Raw genomic sequence first — 16,594 nt, 5'->3', positions numbered from 1 at the left:
GTCCCGGAGCCGGCGGTCAGGAACCCTGCGCCGCTATCAGTCCGGGCAGCCGGTTCAGCACCCGTACCCTGCCGTCCGTGCCGCCGGGGTCTCCCGCGCTCTTCTTGGGCACGTAGACCAGCTGGCTGGAGACCCGTTCCTTGGTCAGGGTGTTCTTCACCTCGCCGGTCAGCAGCGCCCGCACGTCCGCCGTGACCGCCGGACGCAGGCCCTCGGCCGCGGTCTGGCGCTCGAAGTGCTTGCTGCTGAAGAAGACCAGCGCGCCGCCGTCCTCCGTCGTCAGGCCCAGCGGCGCGAACGTCCCGTAGTCCAGCTTCTGGTCGATGTACTGGAACGAGAAGCCCGGCCTGCGGGTGTTCTTCCGCGCGTCCCGCCAGCCCGAGGTCGTCGCGCCCGGGGCGAAGACGTCCGGGGCGCCCGTCCGGAGGAAGCCGGTGTACGTGGCGCTCAGTCGGGCCGGGGGCGTGGCGAGTGCGGCATCCGTGCCGGCCGAGGGCACGGGCTGGGCCCAGCCCTCGGCGCTCCTGCGGAACTTCGGCACCTCGGACGCCGCCACGACCGCCAGATAGGCGGCCTTCCACTTCGCGTCCGGGGCGGTGCGCACGAACACCAGCAGCCAGCGGGTGTCCGCCTTCCCGCCGTCCTGGTCGCGGTCGGAGTCGGTGTCCGCGACGAACCAGCGCGGCCAGCCCGCCTTCTCGGGGATGACGTAGGAGGCGTCCGTCAGTTCCAGCGGCTTGTGGGCCCGGTTCCCGCCCGGGTTGTTCTTCCCCCGTGCGGCCAGCCCGGCCTGGTTGATCGCGCCCAGCGAACCGGTCACCCGGTCCGCGTCCAGCGCCGGATCGTACGCCTTGTCCGCCTTGTTGTACGCGACGGTGAAGTCCTCCAGGGCCTTCGCGGCCTCAGACCTCGTCGCTCCCGGCACGACTTCCCGCTCCCCGTGCACCGTCACGCAGCCGCTCGCCGTCACGCTCAGCACCGTCGCCGTCGCGAGCCCCGCCGCCAGTCGACCCAGCCTTGTCATCCGTTGCCTTCTGCGCCTTCTGATCCGTCGTCCGCACTGACCGCCTGAACCCTACCGGGGCGAGGAACAGCGCGAGTGTGGGGACGAGATACAGCGCCCACACCGTGACCTGGAGGACGGTCGGGTCGGCCTGGAAGTTGAGGACGCCCTTGAGCAGCGTGCCGTACCAGCTGTCCGGCGGGATCGTGGCCGTGACGTCGAACGCCTTGTCCTGGAGGCCCCCGAGGAAGCGCGCCTCCTGCAGGTCGTGGACTCCGTAGGCGAGCACACCGGCCGCCACGACGACGAGCATGCCGCCCGTCCAGGTGAAGAACCGCGACAGGTTGATCTTCAGCGCGCCCCGGTAGAACAGCCAGCTCAGCGCGATGGCCGTCGCGATGCCGGACAGGACACCGATCAGCGGCGACGAGGAGCCCTCGCCGCTCGCCCGCACCGACGCCCAGACGAACAGGGCGGTCTCCAGGCCCTCGCGGCCCACCGCCAGGAACGCGGTCGCCACCAGCGCGCCGGTCCCCATCGCGAGAGCCGAGTCGAGCCTGTCGTGCAGCTCCTTCCTCAGATGCCGCGCGGTGCGCCGCATCCAGAACACCATCCAGGTCACCAGCCCGACGGCGACGACCGACAGCGAACCGCCCAGCGCCTCCTGCGCCTCGAACGTCAGCTCCTGCGAACCGAATTCGAGCGCGGCGCCGAAGGCCAGCGAGATGGCGCAGGCGATCCCGATGCCCGTCCACACCGGGCGCAGTGCGTCGCGGCGCCCGGTCTTGACCAGGTAGGCGATCAGGATGCAGACGACCAGTCCCGCCTCCAGACCCTCGCGCAGGCCGATCAGATAGTTGCCGAACATGCGGGTCCCTCCACGGTGCCGGTCCTGGGTGCGGTGCCGGCCCGGCGATCGCCGGCCGGACGAGGGGTGACGCTCATGAGAACAGTGCCCGGCCCCACCAGTCGTCCCCGTCGCGGACGCCCGGTGGGACGGCGAAGACCGCCGAACCCACGTGCTGGATGTACTCGTTGAGCGCGTCGGAGCCCGCGAGGCCGCGCTGCACCGGGATGAAGCCCGTGCGCATGTCCCGCTGGTAGGCGAGGAAGAACAGTCCCGCGTCCAGCCGGCCCAGACCGTCGGTGCCGTCGGTGAAGGAGTAGCCGCGGCGCAGGATCGTCGCCCCGCCGTTGCTGTCCGGGTGGGCCAGGCGCACGTGGGCGGTGGGCAGCATCGCCTTGAGGAACGGCTCGTCGCGCTCCTTGGCCTTGCCGGCCGGCGCGCCTTCGCCCTTGTCCCGGCCGAAGATGTCCTCCTGCTCCCGTAGCGGCGCGCGGTCCCAGGTCTCGATGTGCATCCGGATGCGCCGGGCCACCAGGTAGGAGCCGCCCGCCATCCACCCGGAACCGTCCGCCGCGCCGGCCCACACGTGCTTGCGAAGGGCCGCCGCGTCCGTACCCGAGATGTTCCGGGTGCCGTCCTTGAAGCCCATCATGTTGCGCGGGGTCTGTGCGCCGGGCGTGGTCGAGGACGTCTTGCCGAACCCGAGCTGCGACCAGCGGATCGCGGTGCGCCCCATGCCGATCCTGGCGAGGTTGCGGATGGCGTGCACGGCGACCTGGGGGTCGTCGGCGCAGGCCTGGACGCACAGGTCGCCGCCGCTGCGGGCCGGGTCGAGGTTGTCGCCGGGGAACTTCGGCAGGTCCACGAGTGCTTCGGGCCGCCGGTCCTCGATGCCGAAGCGGCCCGTCGCGAACAGGGAGGGGCCGAAACCCAGGGTCAGGGTGAGCCGGGAGGGCCTGAGCCCGAGCGCCTCGCCCGTGTCGTCCGGCGGCGCCTCCTCGGCACCGCCGTACGCCCCCTCGCCCACGGTCCGCCCTGCCGTCATCCGCTCGGCCGCCCGGGTCCATTCCCGGAGCAGCGCGACCAGTTCGGCCCGGTCCTTCGTCGTCACGTCGAACGAGGCGAAGTGCAGCCTGTCCTGGACGGCGGTGGCGATGCCCGCCTGGTGCTCACCGTGGAAGGGCACGGCGGCGCCGCTGTCCGACGCGGGTTCCGCATCCCCTCCGGAGCGCACGGCGGCGACCGCGCCACCGGCGGCCACGGCACCGAGCGCCAGCCCGGCACCGCCCCAGCCGAGCAGGGCCCGGCGCGAGGGGACGGTGCCCGATTCGGTGTTCCCGGTGTTCCCGGTCTCCGCGGTCATGTTCCGCTCCCGTTACTTCGTGACCGCGGCGGCCAGCTTGGACAGCGGCTCGGCCAGCGCGTTGACCGCGTCGGAGAGCTCCTTGCGCTCCGCCTTGCCGACCTTGTCGTACGACGTGAAGTCGTAGGAGGCCTTGTCGGCGCGGTACTTGTCCAGCAGCGTGTTCAGCGCCGCGAACTGCTTGTCCAGGGAGGCGGTCAGCGCCGCGTCGTTCTTCGACGCGACCGGCTTGAGCAGCGTGTAGGACTGCTCGGCGCCCTCGACGTTCGCCTTGAAGTCGACGAGGTCGGTGTGGCTGTAGCGCTCCTCCTCACCGGTGACCTTGCCGGTGGCGACCTCGTCGAGGAGTTCCTTGGCGCCGTTGGCCATCGAGGTCGGGGTGATGTCGGCCCGGCCGACCCGCTTCTGCCAGTCCAGCAGGTCCGTGTAGAGGGTGGGTGCGAGGGCCTTCTCCTCGGAACCCAGCTTCCCGTCCTGCCACAGCGCCTTCTCCAGGCGGTGCCAGCCGGTCCACTTCTGGCCGTCCTCCAGCCCGTCCTCGCGGACGTCGACCTTCGGGTCGATGTCACCGAAGGACTCGGCGACCGGCTCGGTGCGCTCCCAGCCGATCCGGGAGCCGGCGTACGCCTTCTTCGCCGCCTCGACGTCACCCGCGGCGACGGCGTCCGTGAAGGCCTTCACCTTCGGCAGCGTCTCGTCGGCCTGCGTCTGCACGTAGGTGCGGTAACCGGCGACGGCCCGGTCCATCTCGGGGCTGCGCGCGGCCGCCTTGCCCCCGGTGACCTCGACCGTCTGGCGGATGCCCTTGCCCTGCATGCCGGGCTTGCAGGCGATCTCGTACGTGCCGGCCTTGATCTCGGCCGTGATCTTCGCCTTGGTGCCCGGGCCGATGTTCTCGCGCTCGGTGACGATCCGGTCGTCCGGGAACAGGACGTAGACCTCGGTGACCTTGGACCCCTTGTTCTCCACGGCGAGTTCGACGTGGCCCGCCGGGATCTTCTTCGCCGACACCGCGCACGAGTCGTCCTTGGCGACGACCCGGACGGCGCCGTCGCCCTTGCCGTCGCTCTTCTCCGCGCAGCCCGTGACGGCGGTCAGTGCGGCCACCGTGGCGACGGCGGTGACGACGGAGGTACGAAGGGCTCGCATGCGGGGCTCCACAAGGGTGAAAAGAGCGGGGGACGGTGCGGAAGACAGTAGGTGAGGCGGCCCTAACTTAACCGTGCCTTACCTCACCGATACCCGTCTTTCGCGTGATTCAGGTCTCACTCGGAGGGGTGGGAAACGGCCCGGTCACAGCAGCCTCATGGGGAACCCACAGAAAGGTCAAAGACGGGTCAAGCAAGCCTTTTCGGTACGACGAGCGGCACACCGGTCCGCGGGTGGGGGAACACCTCGACCGCCTGCCGGTACACCTCGCCCAGCAGCGCGCCGGTGAACACCCCGGCGGGCGGGCCGGCCGCGGCGACCCTGCCGCCCCGCAGCACCACGGCCCGGTCGGCGTAGGCCGCGGCCAGCCCGAGATCGTGCAGCACCACGACCACCGCCTCCCCGGCGGCCGCGCGTTCCCGGCAGATCCGCAGCACCAGTTCCTGATGGCGGAGGTCGAGCGCCGCCGTCGGCTCGTCCAGGAGCAGCAGAGGGGCACGCTGGGCGAGCACCCGGGCCAGGGCGACGCGGGCGCGCTCGCCGCCGGACAGGGCGGAGAAGGGGCGGGTGGCGAAGTCCGACACCTCCGTCGCCGCCATGGCCGCGGCGACCGCTTCCCCGTCCTCGTCCTGGCGGGCCGTCCCCGCCCACGGCGCGCGCCCCATCCGTACGACGTCCTCGACCGGGAAGGGGAAGGCGAGTGCGGCCGTCTGCGGCAGCACCGCCCGCCGCAGGGCGAGTTCGGCCGCGGACCAGCCGGCGACGGGGCGGCCGTCGATACGGACCTCCCCGCTGTCCACCGGCAGATCGGCCGACAGGGCGGCGAGCAGCGTGGACTTCCCGGCGCCGTTCGGCCCGACGAGGGCCAGTACCTCACCGGCCCGGACGGTCAGGTCCACGGAATCGAGGACCGGGCGTCCGCCCAGCCGGACGCCCAGACCGGTGGCCTCGGCCACGGCGGCTCCGGCGGCCGCGGGGGAGGGCAGCACCCGGCGGCGGGTCCCCAGCGGCCTCCTGAACGGGTTCATGCCCAACCACCTTGCCTGCGACGGGTTCTGCGCAGCAGCCAGAAGAAGAACGGGCTGCCGAGGAGTGCGGTCAGTACGCCGAGCGGGAGCTCGGCCGGGTCGGCCACCGTGCGCGCCGCGAGGTCGGCCGCGACCAGCACCAGCGCCCCGCCGAGCGCGCTGCCCGGCACGAGGAAGCGGTGCCCGGGTCCGTTCGCCATCCGCAGCAGATGCGGGACGAGCAGCCCGACGAAGGAGATGATCCCGGCGACGGCGACGGCGGCGGCGGTCAGCAGCGCCACGACGAGGACGAGGACGATCCGCAGCCGTTCGACGTCGACGCCCAGATGGCGGGCCGGGCGTTCGCCGAGTGCGAGCAGGTCCAGCTTCCCGGCGTGGAACGGGGCGACGAGCAGCCCGAGGACCGCGCACGGCAGCACGGCGAGCACCTTCGGCCAGGTCGCCTGGGCCAGCGAACCGAGCTGCCAGAAGGTGATCTGGGTGATCTGGGCGTTGTCGGCGAAGAAGATGAACAGACCGATCAGCGCGCCCGCGAAGGCGTTCACGGCGATGCCGGTCAGGATCAGCGTCACCACCTCCGTCCGGCCGCCGGAGCGTGAGAGCGCGTAGACCAGCAGGACCGTCGCGAGGCCGGACGCGAACGCGCAGACGGTGACCGTCCAGTTGCCGAAGAAGGTCAGGCCGAGCGCGATGGACGCCACCGCGCCGACGGCAGCACCCGAGGAGATGCCGATCACCCCGGGCTCGGCCAGCGGATTGCCGAACACCCCCTGCATCAGCGCCCCGGCGCAGCCGAGCGAGGCGCCGACGAGGAGGGCGAGGACGACCCTCGGCAGCCGTACGTTCCACAGGACGCTCTCACCGACCCGGTCCAGGGCGTGCCCGCCGAGGCCGAGCCGGTGCTGGACGGAGGAGAGGACGTCCCCGAGCGGGATGCCGTACGCGCCGAGTCCGGCGGACGACAGGCAGCAGGCGAACAACGCGGCGGCCAGGGACGCGGTGAGGGCGAGGGTCCTGCCGCGCCGGGCGCGTGCCGCCCGCGTCGCCGGCCCGTCGTACGAGGTGGCCGTCACTTCTTCCCGCCGTCCGGGTAGAGCTGCTCCACGAGTTCGGCCAGCACGCGGTCGGTGCGCGGCCCGTAGTTCAGCAGGACCCCGTCGTCCACCGACACGACGCGGCGGTCCATGCCGGCCGGCGTCTCGGCGACGCCCGGGATCTTCACCAGGCCGTCCACGCCACCCACCGACGCGAGGCCCTTGCTCATGACGAGGACGGCGTCCGGCGCGGCCGCCGCGAGGGCTTCGCTGGTGAGGGCGGTGAAGTCCTTGGCCAGGCCGGAGGCCTTGCCCGCGTCGACGGCGCCCGCCGCTTCGAGCAGCGAGCTCGCGCCGGAGTCGCCACCGCCCAGCAGGTAGACGGAGGCCGAGCCGCGCAGATAGAGGAAGGCGACGCGCGGGCGCTCGTCCTCGGGCCGGGCGGGGACCGCCTCGCGCACGGCGGCGATGCGTGACTCCGTGCGCGCCTTCAGTTCGTCGCCCGCCGCCGGCACGCCCAGCGCGGCCGCCACGGCACCGATCCGCCGGCCCACGTCGGCGAGTTCCTTCGCCGGTTCGACGACCACGAGGGCGATCCCCGCGTCACGGATCTGGGCGACGGCCTCCGCGGGTCCGGTCGTGGTGTCGGCGAGGACCACGGTGGGCCGCAGCGAGAGCACGCCCTCGGCGGAGACGTCGTGGGCGCGCGTCACGACCGGCAGCTTCGCGGCCTGTTCGAAGGTGGCGGTGATGTCCCGCGCCACCACCTGTTCGCCGAGGCCGAGCGTGAAGACGATCTCGCTGAGCGAGCCGGTGAGCGGCACGATCCGGTCGGTCGACGTGACGGTGACGTCGTCGCCGTCGGCCGAGCGCACGGTGACGGGCAGACGCGGGGAGGGGGTGGCGGCCAGGGGCTCCACAACGCCCCGCGCGACAGCGGCGGTTGTCCCGTCGGCCGGCCCGGAGGCCGGCGTTCCCGCACCGCCGCAGCCGGTCAGCACCGCGGCGAGTGCCACGGCGGAGGCCAGGGCCGCGGGCCCACCGGTGCGCCGTCGCACGGCTCTTCGGACCGCTGCGGCGGAGTACTGGGGCAATCGCACGGGGGCACCGTCCTGTGGTGGTACGAGGCAATTGTGACGGAAGGGGTTCCGGCACGCAGGGTTTTGAGTTTAGGTTAGCCTTACCTCACTTTCTAGCCCCGGGGGGTTCCCATGCCGCCGTCCGTCTCCGCCCGCGCGCTCGCCGTCGCGCTCCTCGCGGTGCTGTTCGGAGCCCTGCTCCCGGCCACCGCCGCGCAGGCCGCGAGCCGCACGGTTCAGGGGGGCCGACTGGACTGGGGCATCAGGTCCTCTTTCCAGAGCTATGTCACCGGGCCCATCGCGCAGGGCAGTTGGAGCCTGACGGGCGGAGCCGCGACGGTCGGTGGAAGCCAGTTCCGCTTCCACTCCGCGACCGGCTCCTACGACCCGGCGAGCGGGGCCTTCCGGGCCGGCTTCTCCGGCGGGGTCCACTTCGTCGGCCACAAGCAGGCCGGCGGCGGCAACCGGCTGGACCTCACCATCAGCCGCCCCACCGTCCGGATCTCCGGCGGAGCCGGGACGCTCCACGCCGACATGGTCAGCAGGGACCGGGCGAGCGGCCGGGTCACCACCAACGCCCAGGTACCGCTCGCCACGCTCGGGCTCTCCGGCATCGACATGAGGGGCGGATCCACGCCCGTCGCCCTCGTGGGTGTCCCCGCGACTCTGACGGCGCAGGGCGCGCGCGCCTTCGCCGGCTACTACGCGGCGGGCACGCCGCTGGACCCGGTCAGCCTCTCCGTCGACACGAGGGCCCCGGCCGGCGCGAAGCCGGCGAAGTCCGCGGCGCCCACGGACTCCGCCCCCGGGCAGCAGAAGAGGAAGGACACCGCGGGACGCTTCGAGGACGCCGCGGTGGACTGGGGTGTGCGCCGCACCTACCGCGAGTACGTCACCGGCTCCATCGGCCGCGGCAGGTGGACACTCACCGGCGGGGCCCAGGACGGCGGCGCCCTCTTCCGCTTCCCCCGGGGCGAGGGAACCTACGACGCGGCGCGGCAGGAGCTGACCGCCTCCTTCGCCGGGAGCGTCCACTTCACCGGCGCCGACGGCCTCGACCTCCGGCTGGGCGGATTCACCGCCCGGGTGGCCTCGGGCAGGGGCGCGCTCCTGGCCGACGTCACCACCGGGGGCGTCACGCGCGAGGACGTCCCGCTCGTCGCCTTCCCCGTGGAGGACTTCACCCCCGAGGACGGGCTCGCCGCCCTCACCGAGGCCCCCACGACGCTCACCGCGGACGGCGCCGAGGCCTTCGGCTCCCTCTACAAGGCCGGTACGGCGATGGGTGACCTGGGCAGCGAAGCCGGACCCTCGAAGGCGCCCTCGGCGGGCCCCGCCGAGAGCCCCGCCGCCCGCCCGGCCGCTGCGGAGTCCGGCTCCCGTACCTCTCTCGCCGTCGGGGGCGGCGCCGTACTGCTCGTGGCCCTCGCCGCGGTGCTGTTCACGGTCCACCGCCGCCGCACCGGACCCGACAGCTGAACCCCCTCGCCTGTCCTCCCCGTTCCCCGCTTTCCTCCCTCTCATCACTCACGCCACCAGGAGCACACCCATGGCAGCCACCAGCCGCCCCATAGCCCTCGCCGCAGCCGTCGCCACCGTCACCGCCCTCGGAGCGGCCTTCGCCCTCCCCGCGCTCGCGGCCGGCACCGAGGTCCCGGCCGCCGCTCCCGCCGCGACCATGCGGCTGACGGACGGCACGCTGGACTGGGGCTTCAAGGAGTCCTTCCGCAGATACGTCGGAGGCGCGGGGAAGATCACCGTCAAGGACGGCGCCACGCAGGCGGCCGGCAACGGCGTGTTCACCTTCGGCAACGGCAAGGGCACCTACGACACGACCACCCACGGCACCGACACCGCCTTCGACGGCGGCGTCAACTTCAACGCCCACGGCGGGGTCCTCGACATCACGCTCTCCGACGTCAAGGTCGCCACGAAGGGCACGGGCGGCGCCATCACCGTCGACCTGAAGACACCGCAGGGCACCTCGGACGACGTCGAACTCGCCCGGCTCGACCTCTCGGCGGTCAGGCCCGGCCAGGGCGAGGGCGGCGCCATGGTCTTCAAGGACATCCCCGCGACGCTGACGAAGACCGGCGCGGAGGCCTTCAACGGCATGTACAAGGAAGGGGACGTGCTCGACCCGGCCACCCTCTCCGTCAAGGCCGTCACCGCGCCTCCCACCGGGGAGCCGACCGAGGAACCCACGGGGGAGCCGACGAAGGAGCCCACCGGCGAACCCACGAAGGAGCCGACCAAGGAGCCCACCGGCGAACCCACGAAGGAGCCGACCAAGGAGCCGACCAAGGAGCCCACGGCCACCCCCACCGGCCGGCCGGCCTCCCCCGCCCCCACCGCCTCGGCCACCACGCCCGCCGCCGGCCAGGGGAAACTGGTCGACGGGACCCTGGACTGGGGCGTCAAGGAGTCCTTCCGCTCGTACGTCACGGGCCCGATCGCCCACGGCAAGGTCGAGACGACCGGCGGCGCCACCGCCACATCCGGCGGATACCGCTTCCCCGACGCGACCGGCGCCTTCGACGCCGAAAAGCAGACCCTGGACGCCGGGTTCGACGGCACGGTCCGTTTCCTCGGCCACGAGGAGGGCGGGTCCCACGCCCTCGACCTGTCGCTCAGCGGGCTCGAGGTGCGCGTGAAGGGCGGCTCCGGCACCCTCGTCGCCGACGTCTCGGCCAAGGACCGCGAGACCAAGAAGGTCACCGCCTACACCGACCTCGCCCTCGCCGACCTGAAGCTCCCCGGAGGCGGGCTCGCCGCGAAGGGCGGTGTGGTGACGCTCTCGGCCGTGCCCGCCACACTGACCGCCGACGGCACCAGGGCATTCGGCGGCATGTACGCCAAGGGCACCCCGCTCGACGCCCTGACGGTCTCCGTCGCCCTCGACGAGGACGCCGAACTCCCGGGCACCGCGGGCGGATCGGGCGGCACCGGAGGATCGGGCGGCACCGGCGGCAGCGGGTCCACCACCGGCGCCACGGTCGGCGGCGGCACCGTCGGCGGCTCGGGCGCCCTGGCCTCCACCGGTGCGGACGTCCCGGCCGGTGCGCTGATCGCCGCCTCCGGTGTCGTCGTCGCGGCGGGCGCGGGCGTGGTGATCGCCGCGCGCCGCCGCCGTACCGTCTGATCCCCGCCCCCGCGCCACCAGGACCGCACCGGCGCTCCACGCCGGTGCGGTCCTGGGGTGTACCCGGGCGGGTCCGGTGCTTGAATGCCTGGGTGAACGACTTCGACGTACCCGAAGGCATCGACGTACTGCGCGTGTTCTGCGGCCCGGACGGCCGCCACGGCAACCCGCTCGGGGTCGTGCGGGACGGGCGAGGGTATCCCGGCGACGACACCCGGCAGGCGCTCGCCCGGAAGCTGGGATTCAGCGAGACCGTGTTCGTGGACGATCCCGAGCGCGGCGTCGTGGACATCCGCACGCCGGGCCTCCGGCTGCCGTTCGCCGGGCATCCGCTCGTGGGGGCGGCCTGGCTGCTGGACCTGGAGTTCCTGGAGATGCCGGTCGGGGACGTGGTGGCCCGTCAGGACGGCGAGTTCACCTGGATCACGGCCCGCCCGGAGTGGGCTCCGCCCAGGACACTCGAACAGTACGCGTCGGCCGCGGAGGTCGACGCGCTGACCGGGCCGCCGGACGGCGAGGGATGGCTCTACGTCTGGGCCTGGGAGGACGAGGCGGCCGGACGCGTACGGGCCCGGGCCTTCCCCCGGCGCCACGACGGGATCGACGAGGACGAGGCGACCGGCGCCGCCGCCATGCAGTTGAGCGCCCGGCTCGGCCGGGCGCTCAACATCACTCAAGGGCGCGGCTCGCAGATCCTCACCGCGCCCGCGCCCGACGGCATGGTGGAGATCGGGGGACGCGTCCTTCTCGTGGTCGCGTCCTGACGCGGTTCGGAGAGGCCGCCCGGAGACGGCCCGGCCCGGCGACAGTCATGCGTCGCCGGGCCGGGCCCGCGGTGGGAGCGCCGCCCGGCGCCTACGCGCCGAGGGGGAAGGCCTGGCCGAGTTCGCGGAAGACGGCGGTGTTCAGCGCGAACGCGCGCTTGCACTCGTCGACGATGCGCTGCTTCTCCAGGTCGTCGGCGTCCACCGCGTCCAGCAGCTCCCGGTAGTCCCGCTTGAAGGCCGCCGGGTTGGGGATCTGCTCGAAGACGTAGAACCGCACCCCGTCGCCCTTGCGGGCGAAGCCCCAGGTCTTCTCGGCGGTGCCGCGGATGATCTGGCCGCCCGAGAGGTCCCCGAGGTAGCGGGTGTAGTGGTGGGCCACGTAGCCGCCCGGCCACTCGCGGGCGCACTGCGCGACCCGCGCCGCGTAGGCGGCGGTGGCGGGCAGCGGTTCGAGGCCGTCCCGCCACCCCTCGCCGCTCAGGTGGGTGAGGTCGCGCTCCAGCTCGGCGGCGCGCATCAGCTCCGGCCGGATGAAGGGTCCGGCGACCGGGTCCTCGCGCAGCGACCGGGCCCCGTCCTCCAGCGCGCGGTAGACGAACCACAGCTGTTCCGTGTAGCGCGTGTACGCGTCCACCCCGAGCCGTCCGCCCAGCATGTCGCCCATGAAGGCCGAGGTCTCCGCCTCCGTGTGCTGTTCGTGGGAAGCGGTGCGGATGAGCGTCGAGAAGGGCGTGGTGGTGGCGGTCGGGTCCAAGACGGGCCTCCGGGGACCGAGGGGACGGGAAGTCCGGACGGATACGTACATACCGGCAGCAGCTTTGACATGCCGCCGCGCACCGATACGCTGATCCTCCTACTTAGGTTTACCTAAGTCAACAGGTTCCCGACTCGGCGTCGGTACAACCCCGCGGTCTTCCGAAGGCTCTCCCCGGGCCCTACGGAAGGGTGAGGATGTCCGCGCCGGTCTCCGTCACCACCAGTGTGTGCTCGAACTGGGCCGTGCGCCTGCGGTCCTTCGTGACCACGGTCCAGCCGTCGTCCCACATGTCGTAGTCGTGGGTGCCGAGCGTCAGCATCGGCTCGATGGTGAACGTCATCCCCGGCTGCATCACGGTCGTCGCGTGCGGGCTGTCGTAGTGCGGGACGATGAGGCCGGAGTGGAACGAGGTGTTGATGCCGTGCCCGGTGAAGTCCCGCACCACGCCGTAGCCGAACCGCTTGGCGTACGACTCGATGACACGCCCGATCACATTGATCTGCCGGCCGGGGCGCACGGACTTGATGGCGCGGTTCAGCGACTCCCGGGTGCGCTCCACCAGGAGCCGTGACTCCTCGTCCACGTCCCCGCAGAGGTAGGTGGCGTTGTTGTCGCCGTGCACCCCGTTGATGTACGCCGTGACGTCGAGGTTCACGATGTCCCCGTCGCGCAGCACCGTGGAGTCGGGGATGCCGTGGCAGATGACCTCGTTGAGCGAGGTGCAGAGCGACTTCGGGAACCCGCGGTAGCCCAGGGTCGACGGGTACGCCCCGTGGTCCACCATGAACTCGTGGGCGACCCGGTCGAGTTCGTCGGTGGTGACCCCCGGGGCGATGTGCTTGGCGGCCTCCTCCATCGCCTGCGCCGCGATGCGGCCCGCGATCCGCATGCGTTCCACGGTGTCGGAGTCCTGGACCTCCGGCCCCGTGTACGGCGTGGGGGCGGGCTTGCCCACGTACTCGGGACGCCGGATGTTTCCGGGAACGGATCGGACGGGAGTGATCTCCCCTGGTACGAGAAGCGACTGGCCAGACATGTCAGCGAGTCTAACCAGCGGTCTCGGGGGCACCATGGCAGCGAGGAAAGGATCCGTCGATGGCCCTGTTCAAGAAGCGCACGGTGGGCAAACCGGGCGAATGGTTCTACTGCCTGGAGCACAAGAAGGTCGAGGAAGGGCCCGATTGCCCTGCCAAGGACCGTTTCGGCCCGTACACCTCCCGGGAGGAGGCGCAGCACGCGATGGACACGGCGCGCGAGCGGAACCTCGAGTGGGAGAACGACCCGAAGTGGCACGACCGCACGGGCGGGACCCCGGACGGCCCCTGAGGGCTGTCCCGTCATCCGTGGTGGACCGGCGCGCGCTGCCGGACGCGGTGCGTCGCGCGGCGGAGAGACGTCCGTCCGCACACGGGCACGCGTTCCGGGCGCTCCGGCGAGGTGCCGTGGCCGTCGTCGCGCGCCCGTCAGGGTCCGGGGCGGCCCCTCAGGCGGCGGGCCGCCCGTCGGGCAGGACGCCCGCCCCCGTGCCGGGCTCCGTCCCGTGCCGGTCCTCCACGGGGCCGGCGCCCGCCGCCGCCCTCCTGCGGTTCGCGTCCTCGTCCGTCGCGGAGTCGTACGTGAGTAGCTTCGGCAGCGCCGCGGCCAGCAGCGCCACCGAGGCGACGCACGCCACCCCGCCCGACCACACCGCGGAGCGCGCCCCCGTCCAGCCGGCCATCGCGCCGGCCCGGACCTGCCCCAGCTGGGGGCCGACGCTGTACGAGAGCACCTCGATCCCGGCGAGCCGCCCCCGCAGCTCGTCCGGGATCGTCTGGTTCCAGATCGTCGACCGGCCGAGCCCGCTGAGCATGTCGCCGGCTCCCGCGAGGGAGAGGCAGACCAGGACCAGCCAGATGTTCTGGAACCACCCGGCCGCCGCGATCGCCAGGCCCCAGCCCGCGGCGCCGCCCACCACGAACAGTCCGTGCCGGCGCACCCGCGAGGTCCAGCCGCTGGTCAGCCCCAGCGCGAGCGAGCCCACCGACCCCGCGGCGTACATCAGGCCCAGGGCCCACTCGGCGTCCAGGTCGTCCGCGAGGAACGGGAAGACCGCGTTCGGGAAGGCGAAGAACATCGCGGCGAGATCGATCGCGTACGTCCCGAGCAGCACCGGGCGGCTCCACGCGTAGCGCGCGCCCTCGGCGATCCCGCGCAGGGACGGCTTCTCGGCGTCATGGGCGGGCGGCGCCGACGACAGTCGCAGGCACAGCAGTACCGAGACCGCGAACGTGACGACGGTGACGGCGTAGGCCGTCGCGTGCCCGGCGTAGGCCACCACCACCCCCGCCAGCGAGGGCCCGGCGATGGCGCCGACCTGCCAGCGCAGCGAGTTGAGCGCGGCGGCCGCGGTCTGCTGGTCGTGCGGCACGATCCGGGCCATCAGCGAGTCCAGGGCCGGCCGCTGCAGCCCCGCCAGCGCGGACACCCCGCCCGCCACCACGTACAGCGGCCACAGCGCGGGTTCCGGGGCGAGCGCGTTGACCAGCAGGACCACCGCCAGCAGCCCGAGCCCCGCCTCGGTGCCCAGGATCACCCTGCGGCGGTCGGCCGCATCGGCCAGCGCCCCTCCGTACAGTCCGAAGACGACCAGCGGCACGAGCTCCACCGCGCCCATCGCCCCCACGGCGAGCGGCGACCCGGTGAGGTGCTTGATCTGCAGCGGGAGCGCGATCAGGGCCATGAAGCTGCCGAAGTAGGTCACCAGCCCCTGGACCCAGAGCAGGCGGAAGTCGGCGGAGGAGCGCCAGGGGGAGAGGTCGGGCAGCAGGCGGGAGGTCACGAGGGATCATGGTCCGTCGCCGCGCCCGCGACGGCAACGTGTTTTCCCGGCCGGGGCGACGGGTCCGTCGTCCCCGGCGCCGCTCACCACCGGGCCGGCGGGGGAGCCGTCAGCTGGTCGGCGAGGCGGGACAGCCGGTCCCGGAACGACTTCCGGCCGCGCGGGGCGACGGCCACGTTCTCCCCGGCCGCCGCGCTCACCAGGTGCTGCACCGTGTCGAGGTCCACCTCGTCCTCGGCGGAGACCGTCAGCGCCTCGTGGGCGAGACCGCGCACCTCAGGATCGCCGCCGTCCAGCGAGAGCACCGTCGCCCCCGCCCGGCGCGCGTCGTGCACGCGCTCCAGCAGCGCGGCGTCCGGCCGCGCCGGCGCCACCAGGAGCAGCGTCTCGCCCCGTCCGGCCGCCTCGATCCGGCCGAGCCCGACGGCCAGGTGCGCGGGGTCGTCCGGCTCCACCCGGTGGCGTACGAGCGTGGGTCTGAGCTGGGGCAGTCCGCACCACGTCGACTCGTCCACGAGGTGCGCGGCCATGTGCCACGGTTCGTAGACCTCGGTCCCCACGAGCAGCAGCCCGCCGCCACGGGGGACGACCGACGACCGCAGGGTGCGGGCGAACCCCCGGGCCGCGGAAGGCCATTGCGTCCCGGCGAGCACCTCGCGCAGCAGAGCGACACGTACCGCGTCCATGACCCGGAATCATGCACGCGGTACGCGGCCGGCGCAGCCCGATCGCGGCGGTCCACCCGTACGGGTGGCACGGCGGCACCGCGGAGGCGGCCGGGGCGGGGATTCTGGGCGGCTACCTGGAAGTAGGGTCGGCGCCATGACTACGAATGACAGTGGCAGCGCCCCCAAGCCCCCCGCCAAGGACCCGTGGGACCTCCCCGACGTCTCCGGCCTGACGGTCGGCGTGCTCGGCGGGACCGGCCCCCAGGGCCGCGGCCTCGCCTACCGTCTCGCCCGCGCCGGGCAGAAGGTGGTCATCGGCTCACGCGCCGCCGACCGCGCCGAGGCGGCCGCGGCCGAACTGGGCCTCGGTGTCGAGGGTGCGGACAACGCTGAGTGCGCGCGCCGCAGCGACGTCGTGATCGTCGCCGTGCCGTGGGACGGCCACGCCGAGACGCTCCGGTCCCTGCGCGAGGAACTCGCCGGCAAGCTCGTCGTCGACTGCGTCAACCCGCTGGGATTCGACAAGAAGGGCGCCTACGCCCTGAAGCCCGAGGAGGGCAGCGCCGCCGAGCAGGCGGCCGCCCTCCTGCCGGACTCCCGGGTCACCGCCGCCTTCCACCACCTGTCCGCGGTGCTGCTGCAGGACGGGACGATCGACGAGATCGACACCGACGTCATGGTGCTGGGCGAGGCGCGTGCCGACACCGACACCGTGCAGGCGCTCGCGAGCCGTATCCCCGGGATGCGCGGCGTCTTCGCCGGCCGGCTGCGCAACGCGCACCAGGTCGAGTCCCTGGTGGCGAACCTGATCTCCGTCAACCGCCGTTACAAGGCACACGCGGGGCTGCGCACCACCGACGTGTGAGCCCGTGCCGGGAGCCGAACCGGGCATGAGGGACACTGGACGGGACCGCGCACCATCCCCGGACAGGAGCACCC

The 16,594-nt window shown here is 73.0% G+C and carries 16 protein-coding genes and 1 pseudogene; 6 read left to right on the top strand and 11 right to left on the bottom strand.

What is annotated here, in order from left to right:
• Positions 1-16: 16 nt before the first annotated feature.
• The 7 genes from OHT61_RS09425 to OHT61_RS09395 form a co-directional block, all read right to left on the bottom strand.
• Positions 17-1,015, bottom strand: coding sequence for a hypothetical protein (locus OHT61_RS09425; RefSeq protein WP_329043164.1), 999 nt, complete (start codon positions 1,013-1,015; stop codon positions 17-19).
• On the bottom strand, positions 903-1,871 hold the full coding sequence (efeU, locus tag OHT61_RS09420) for an iron uptake transporter permease EfeU (RefSeq protein WP_329036790.1): 969 nt from the start codon (positions 1,869-1,871) through the stop codon (positions 903-905). The genes OHT61_RS09425 and efeU overlap by 113 nt, the downstream gene beginning before the upstream one ends.
• A gap of 73 nt (positions 1,872-1,944) precedes the next feature.
• A complete protein-coding gene (gene efeB / locus OHT61_RS09415) occupies positions 1,945-3,213 on the bottom strand; it encodes an iron uptake transporter deferrochelatase/peroxidase subunit (RefSeq protein WP_329036788.1) in 1,269 nt (422 codons plus the stop codon).
• 12 nt (positions 3,214-3,225) lie between these two features.
• On the bottom strand, positions 3,226-4,362 hold the full coding sequence (gene efeO / locus OHT61_RS09410) for an iron uptake system protein EfeO (RefSeq protein WP_329036786.1): 1,137 nt from the start codon (positions 4,360-4,362) through the stop codon (positions 3,226-3,228).
• Positions 4,363-4,550: 188 nt separating this feature from the next.
• Positions 4,551-5,390 (bottom strand): heme ABC transporter ATP-binding protein, encoded by an 840-nt coding sequence (locus OHT61_RS09405; RefSeq protein ID WP_329036784.1) that lies wholly within the window; start codon positions 5,388-5,390, stop codon positions 4,551-4,553.
• The gene (locus OHT61_RS09400) at positions 5,387-6,463 is read right to left on the bottom strand and encodes a FecCD family ABC transporter permease (protein WP_329036782.1); all 1,077 of its coding nucleotides are present in this window, start codon (positions 6,461-6,463) and stop codon (positions 5,387-5,389) included. Before OHT61_RS09400 ends, OHT61_RS09405 begins: the two co-directional genes overlap by 4 nt.
• A complete protein-coding gene (locus OHT61_RS09395; protein ID WP_329036781.1) occupies positions 6,460-7,524 on the bottom strand; it encodes a heme/hemin ABC transporter substrate-binding protein in 1,065 nt (354 codons plus the stop codon). Before OHT61_RS09395 ends, OHT61_RS09400 begins: the two co-directional genes overlap by 4 nt.
• Positions 7,525-7,635: 111 nt before the next feature.
• On the opposite strand from OHT61_RS09395, the gene OHT61_RS09390 reads away from it, so the two are divergent.
• The 4 genes and pseudogenes from OHT61_RS09390 to OHT61_RS09380 all read left to right on the top strand — a co-directional run bounded on the left by OHT61_RS09390 (position 7,636) and on the right by OHT61_RS09380 (position 11,409).
• Positions 7,636-8,982, top strand: coding sequence for an HtaA domain-containing protein (locus OHT61_RS09390; RefSeq protein WP_329036780.1), 1,347 nt, complete (start codon positions 7,636-7,638; stop codon positions 8,980-8,982).
• A gap of 70 nt (positions 8,983-9,052) precedes the next feature.
• Positions 9,053-9,598, top strand: a pseudogene (locus OHT61_RS32505) (HtaA domain-containing protein); the annotation flags it as partial.
• 294 nt (positions 9,599-9,892) lie between these two features.
• Positions 9,893-10,645, top strand: a complete 753-nt coding sequence (locus OHT61_RS32500; protein ID WP_443049607.1) for an HtaA domain-containing protein — start codon at positions 9,893-9,895, stop codon at positions 10,643-10,645.
• Positions 10,646-10,737: 92 nt separating this feature from the next.
• On the top strand, positions 10,738-11,409 hold the full coding sequence (locus OHT61_RS09380) for a PhzF family phenazine biosynthesis protein (protein WP_329036777.1): 672 nt from the start codon (positions 10,738-10,740) through the stop codon (positions 11,407-11,409).
• 91 nt (positions 11,410-11,500) lie between these two features.
• Here the strand turns inward: OHT61_RS09380 and OHT61_RS09375 are convergent, their stop codons facing one another.
• Both OHT61_RS09375 and map read right to left on the bottom strand, forming a co-directional pair.
• Positions 11,501-12,166, bottom strand: a complete 666-nt coding sequence (locus tag OHT61_RS09375; protein ID WP_329036776.1) for a biliverdin-producing heme oxygenase — start codon at positions 12,164-12,166, stop codon at positions 11,501-11,503.
• 181 nt (positions 12,167-12,347) lie between these two features.
• The gene (map, locus tag OHT61_RS09370; RefSeq protein ID WP_329036773.1) at positions 12,348-13,205 is read right to left on the bottom strand and encodes a type I methionyl aminopeptidase; all 858 of its coding nucleotides are present in this window, start codon (positions 13,203-13,205) and stop codon (positions 12,348-12,350) included.
• A 59-nt stretch (positions 13,206-13,264) separates the two neighbouring features.
• Between map and OHT61_RS09365 the strand changes: the two genes are divergently transcribed.
• Positions 13,265-13,495 carry a hypothetical protein gene (locus OHT61_RS09365; RefSeq protein ID WP_329036770.1) on the top strand — a complete coding sequence of 77 codons (231 nt, stop codon included), beginning with the start codon at positions 13,265-13,267 and terminating at the stop codon, positions 13,493-13,495.
• Positions 13,496-13,652: 157 nt separating this feature from the next.
• Here OHT61_RS09365 and OHT61_RS09360 read toward each other — a convergent pair whose 3' ends face one another.
• Positions 13,653-14,987, bottom strand: a complete 1,335-nt coding sequence (locus OHT61_RS09360) for an MFS transporter (RefSeq protein WP_329036768.1) — start codon at positions 14,985-14,987, stop codon at positions 13,653-13,655.
• 83 nt (positions 14,988-15,070) lie between these two features.
• The gene (locus tag OHT61_RS09355) at positions 15,071-15,673 is read right to left on the bottom strand and encodes a hypothetical protein (protein ID WP_329036766.1); all 603 of its coding nucleotides are present in this window, start codon (positions 15,671-15,673) and stop codon (positions 15,071-15,073) included.
• A 136-nt stretch (positions 15,674-15,809) separates the two neighbouring features.
• Here OHT61_RS09355 and npdG point away from each other — a divergent pair, with 136 nt between their 5' ends.
• Positions 15,810-16,520 (top strand): NADPH-dependent F420 reductase, encoded by a 711-nt coding sequence (gene npdG, locus OHT61_RS09350; protein ID WP_329036764.1) that lies wholly within the window; start codon positions 15,810-15,812, stop codon positions 16,518-16,520.
• Positions 16,521-16,594 lie beyond the last annotated feature (74 nt).

The organism is Streptomyces sp. NBC_00178 (genome assembly GCF_036206005.1).
In the GTDB taxonomy this organism is placed as follows: domain Bacteria; phylum Actinomycetota; class Actinomycetes; order Streptomycetales; family Streptomycetaceae; genus Streptomyces.
The sequence above is the reverse complement of the archived record's forward strand: the minus strand, read 5'-3'. Positions and strand labels throughout refer to the sequence as shown.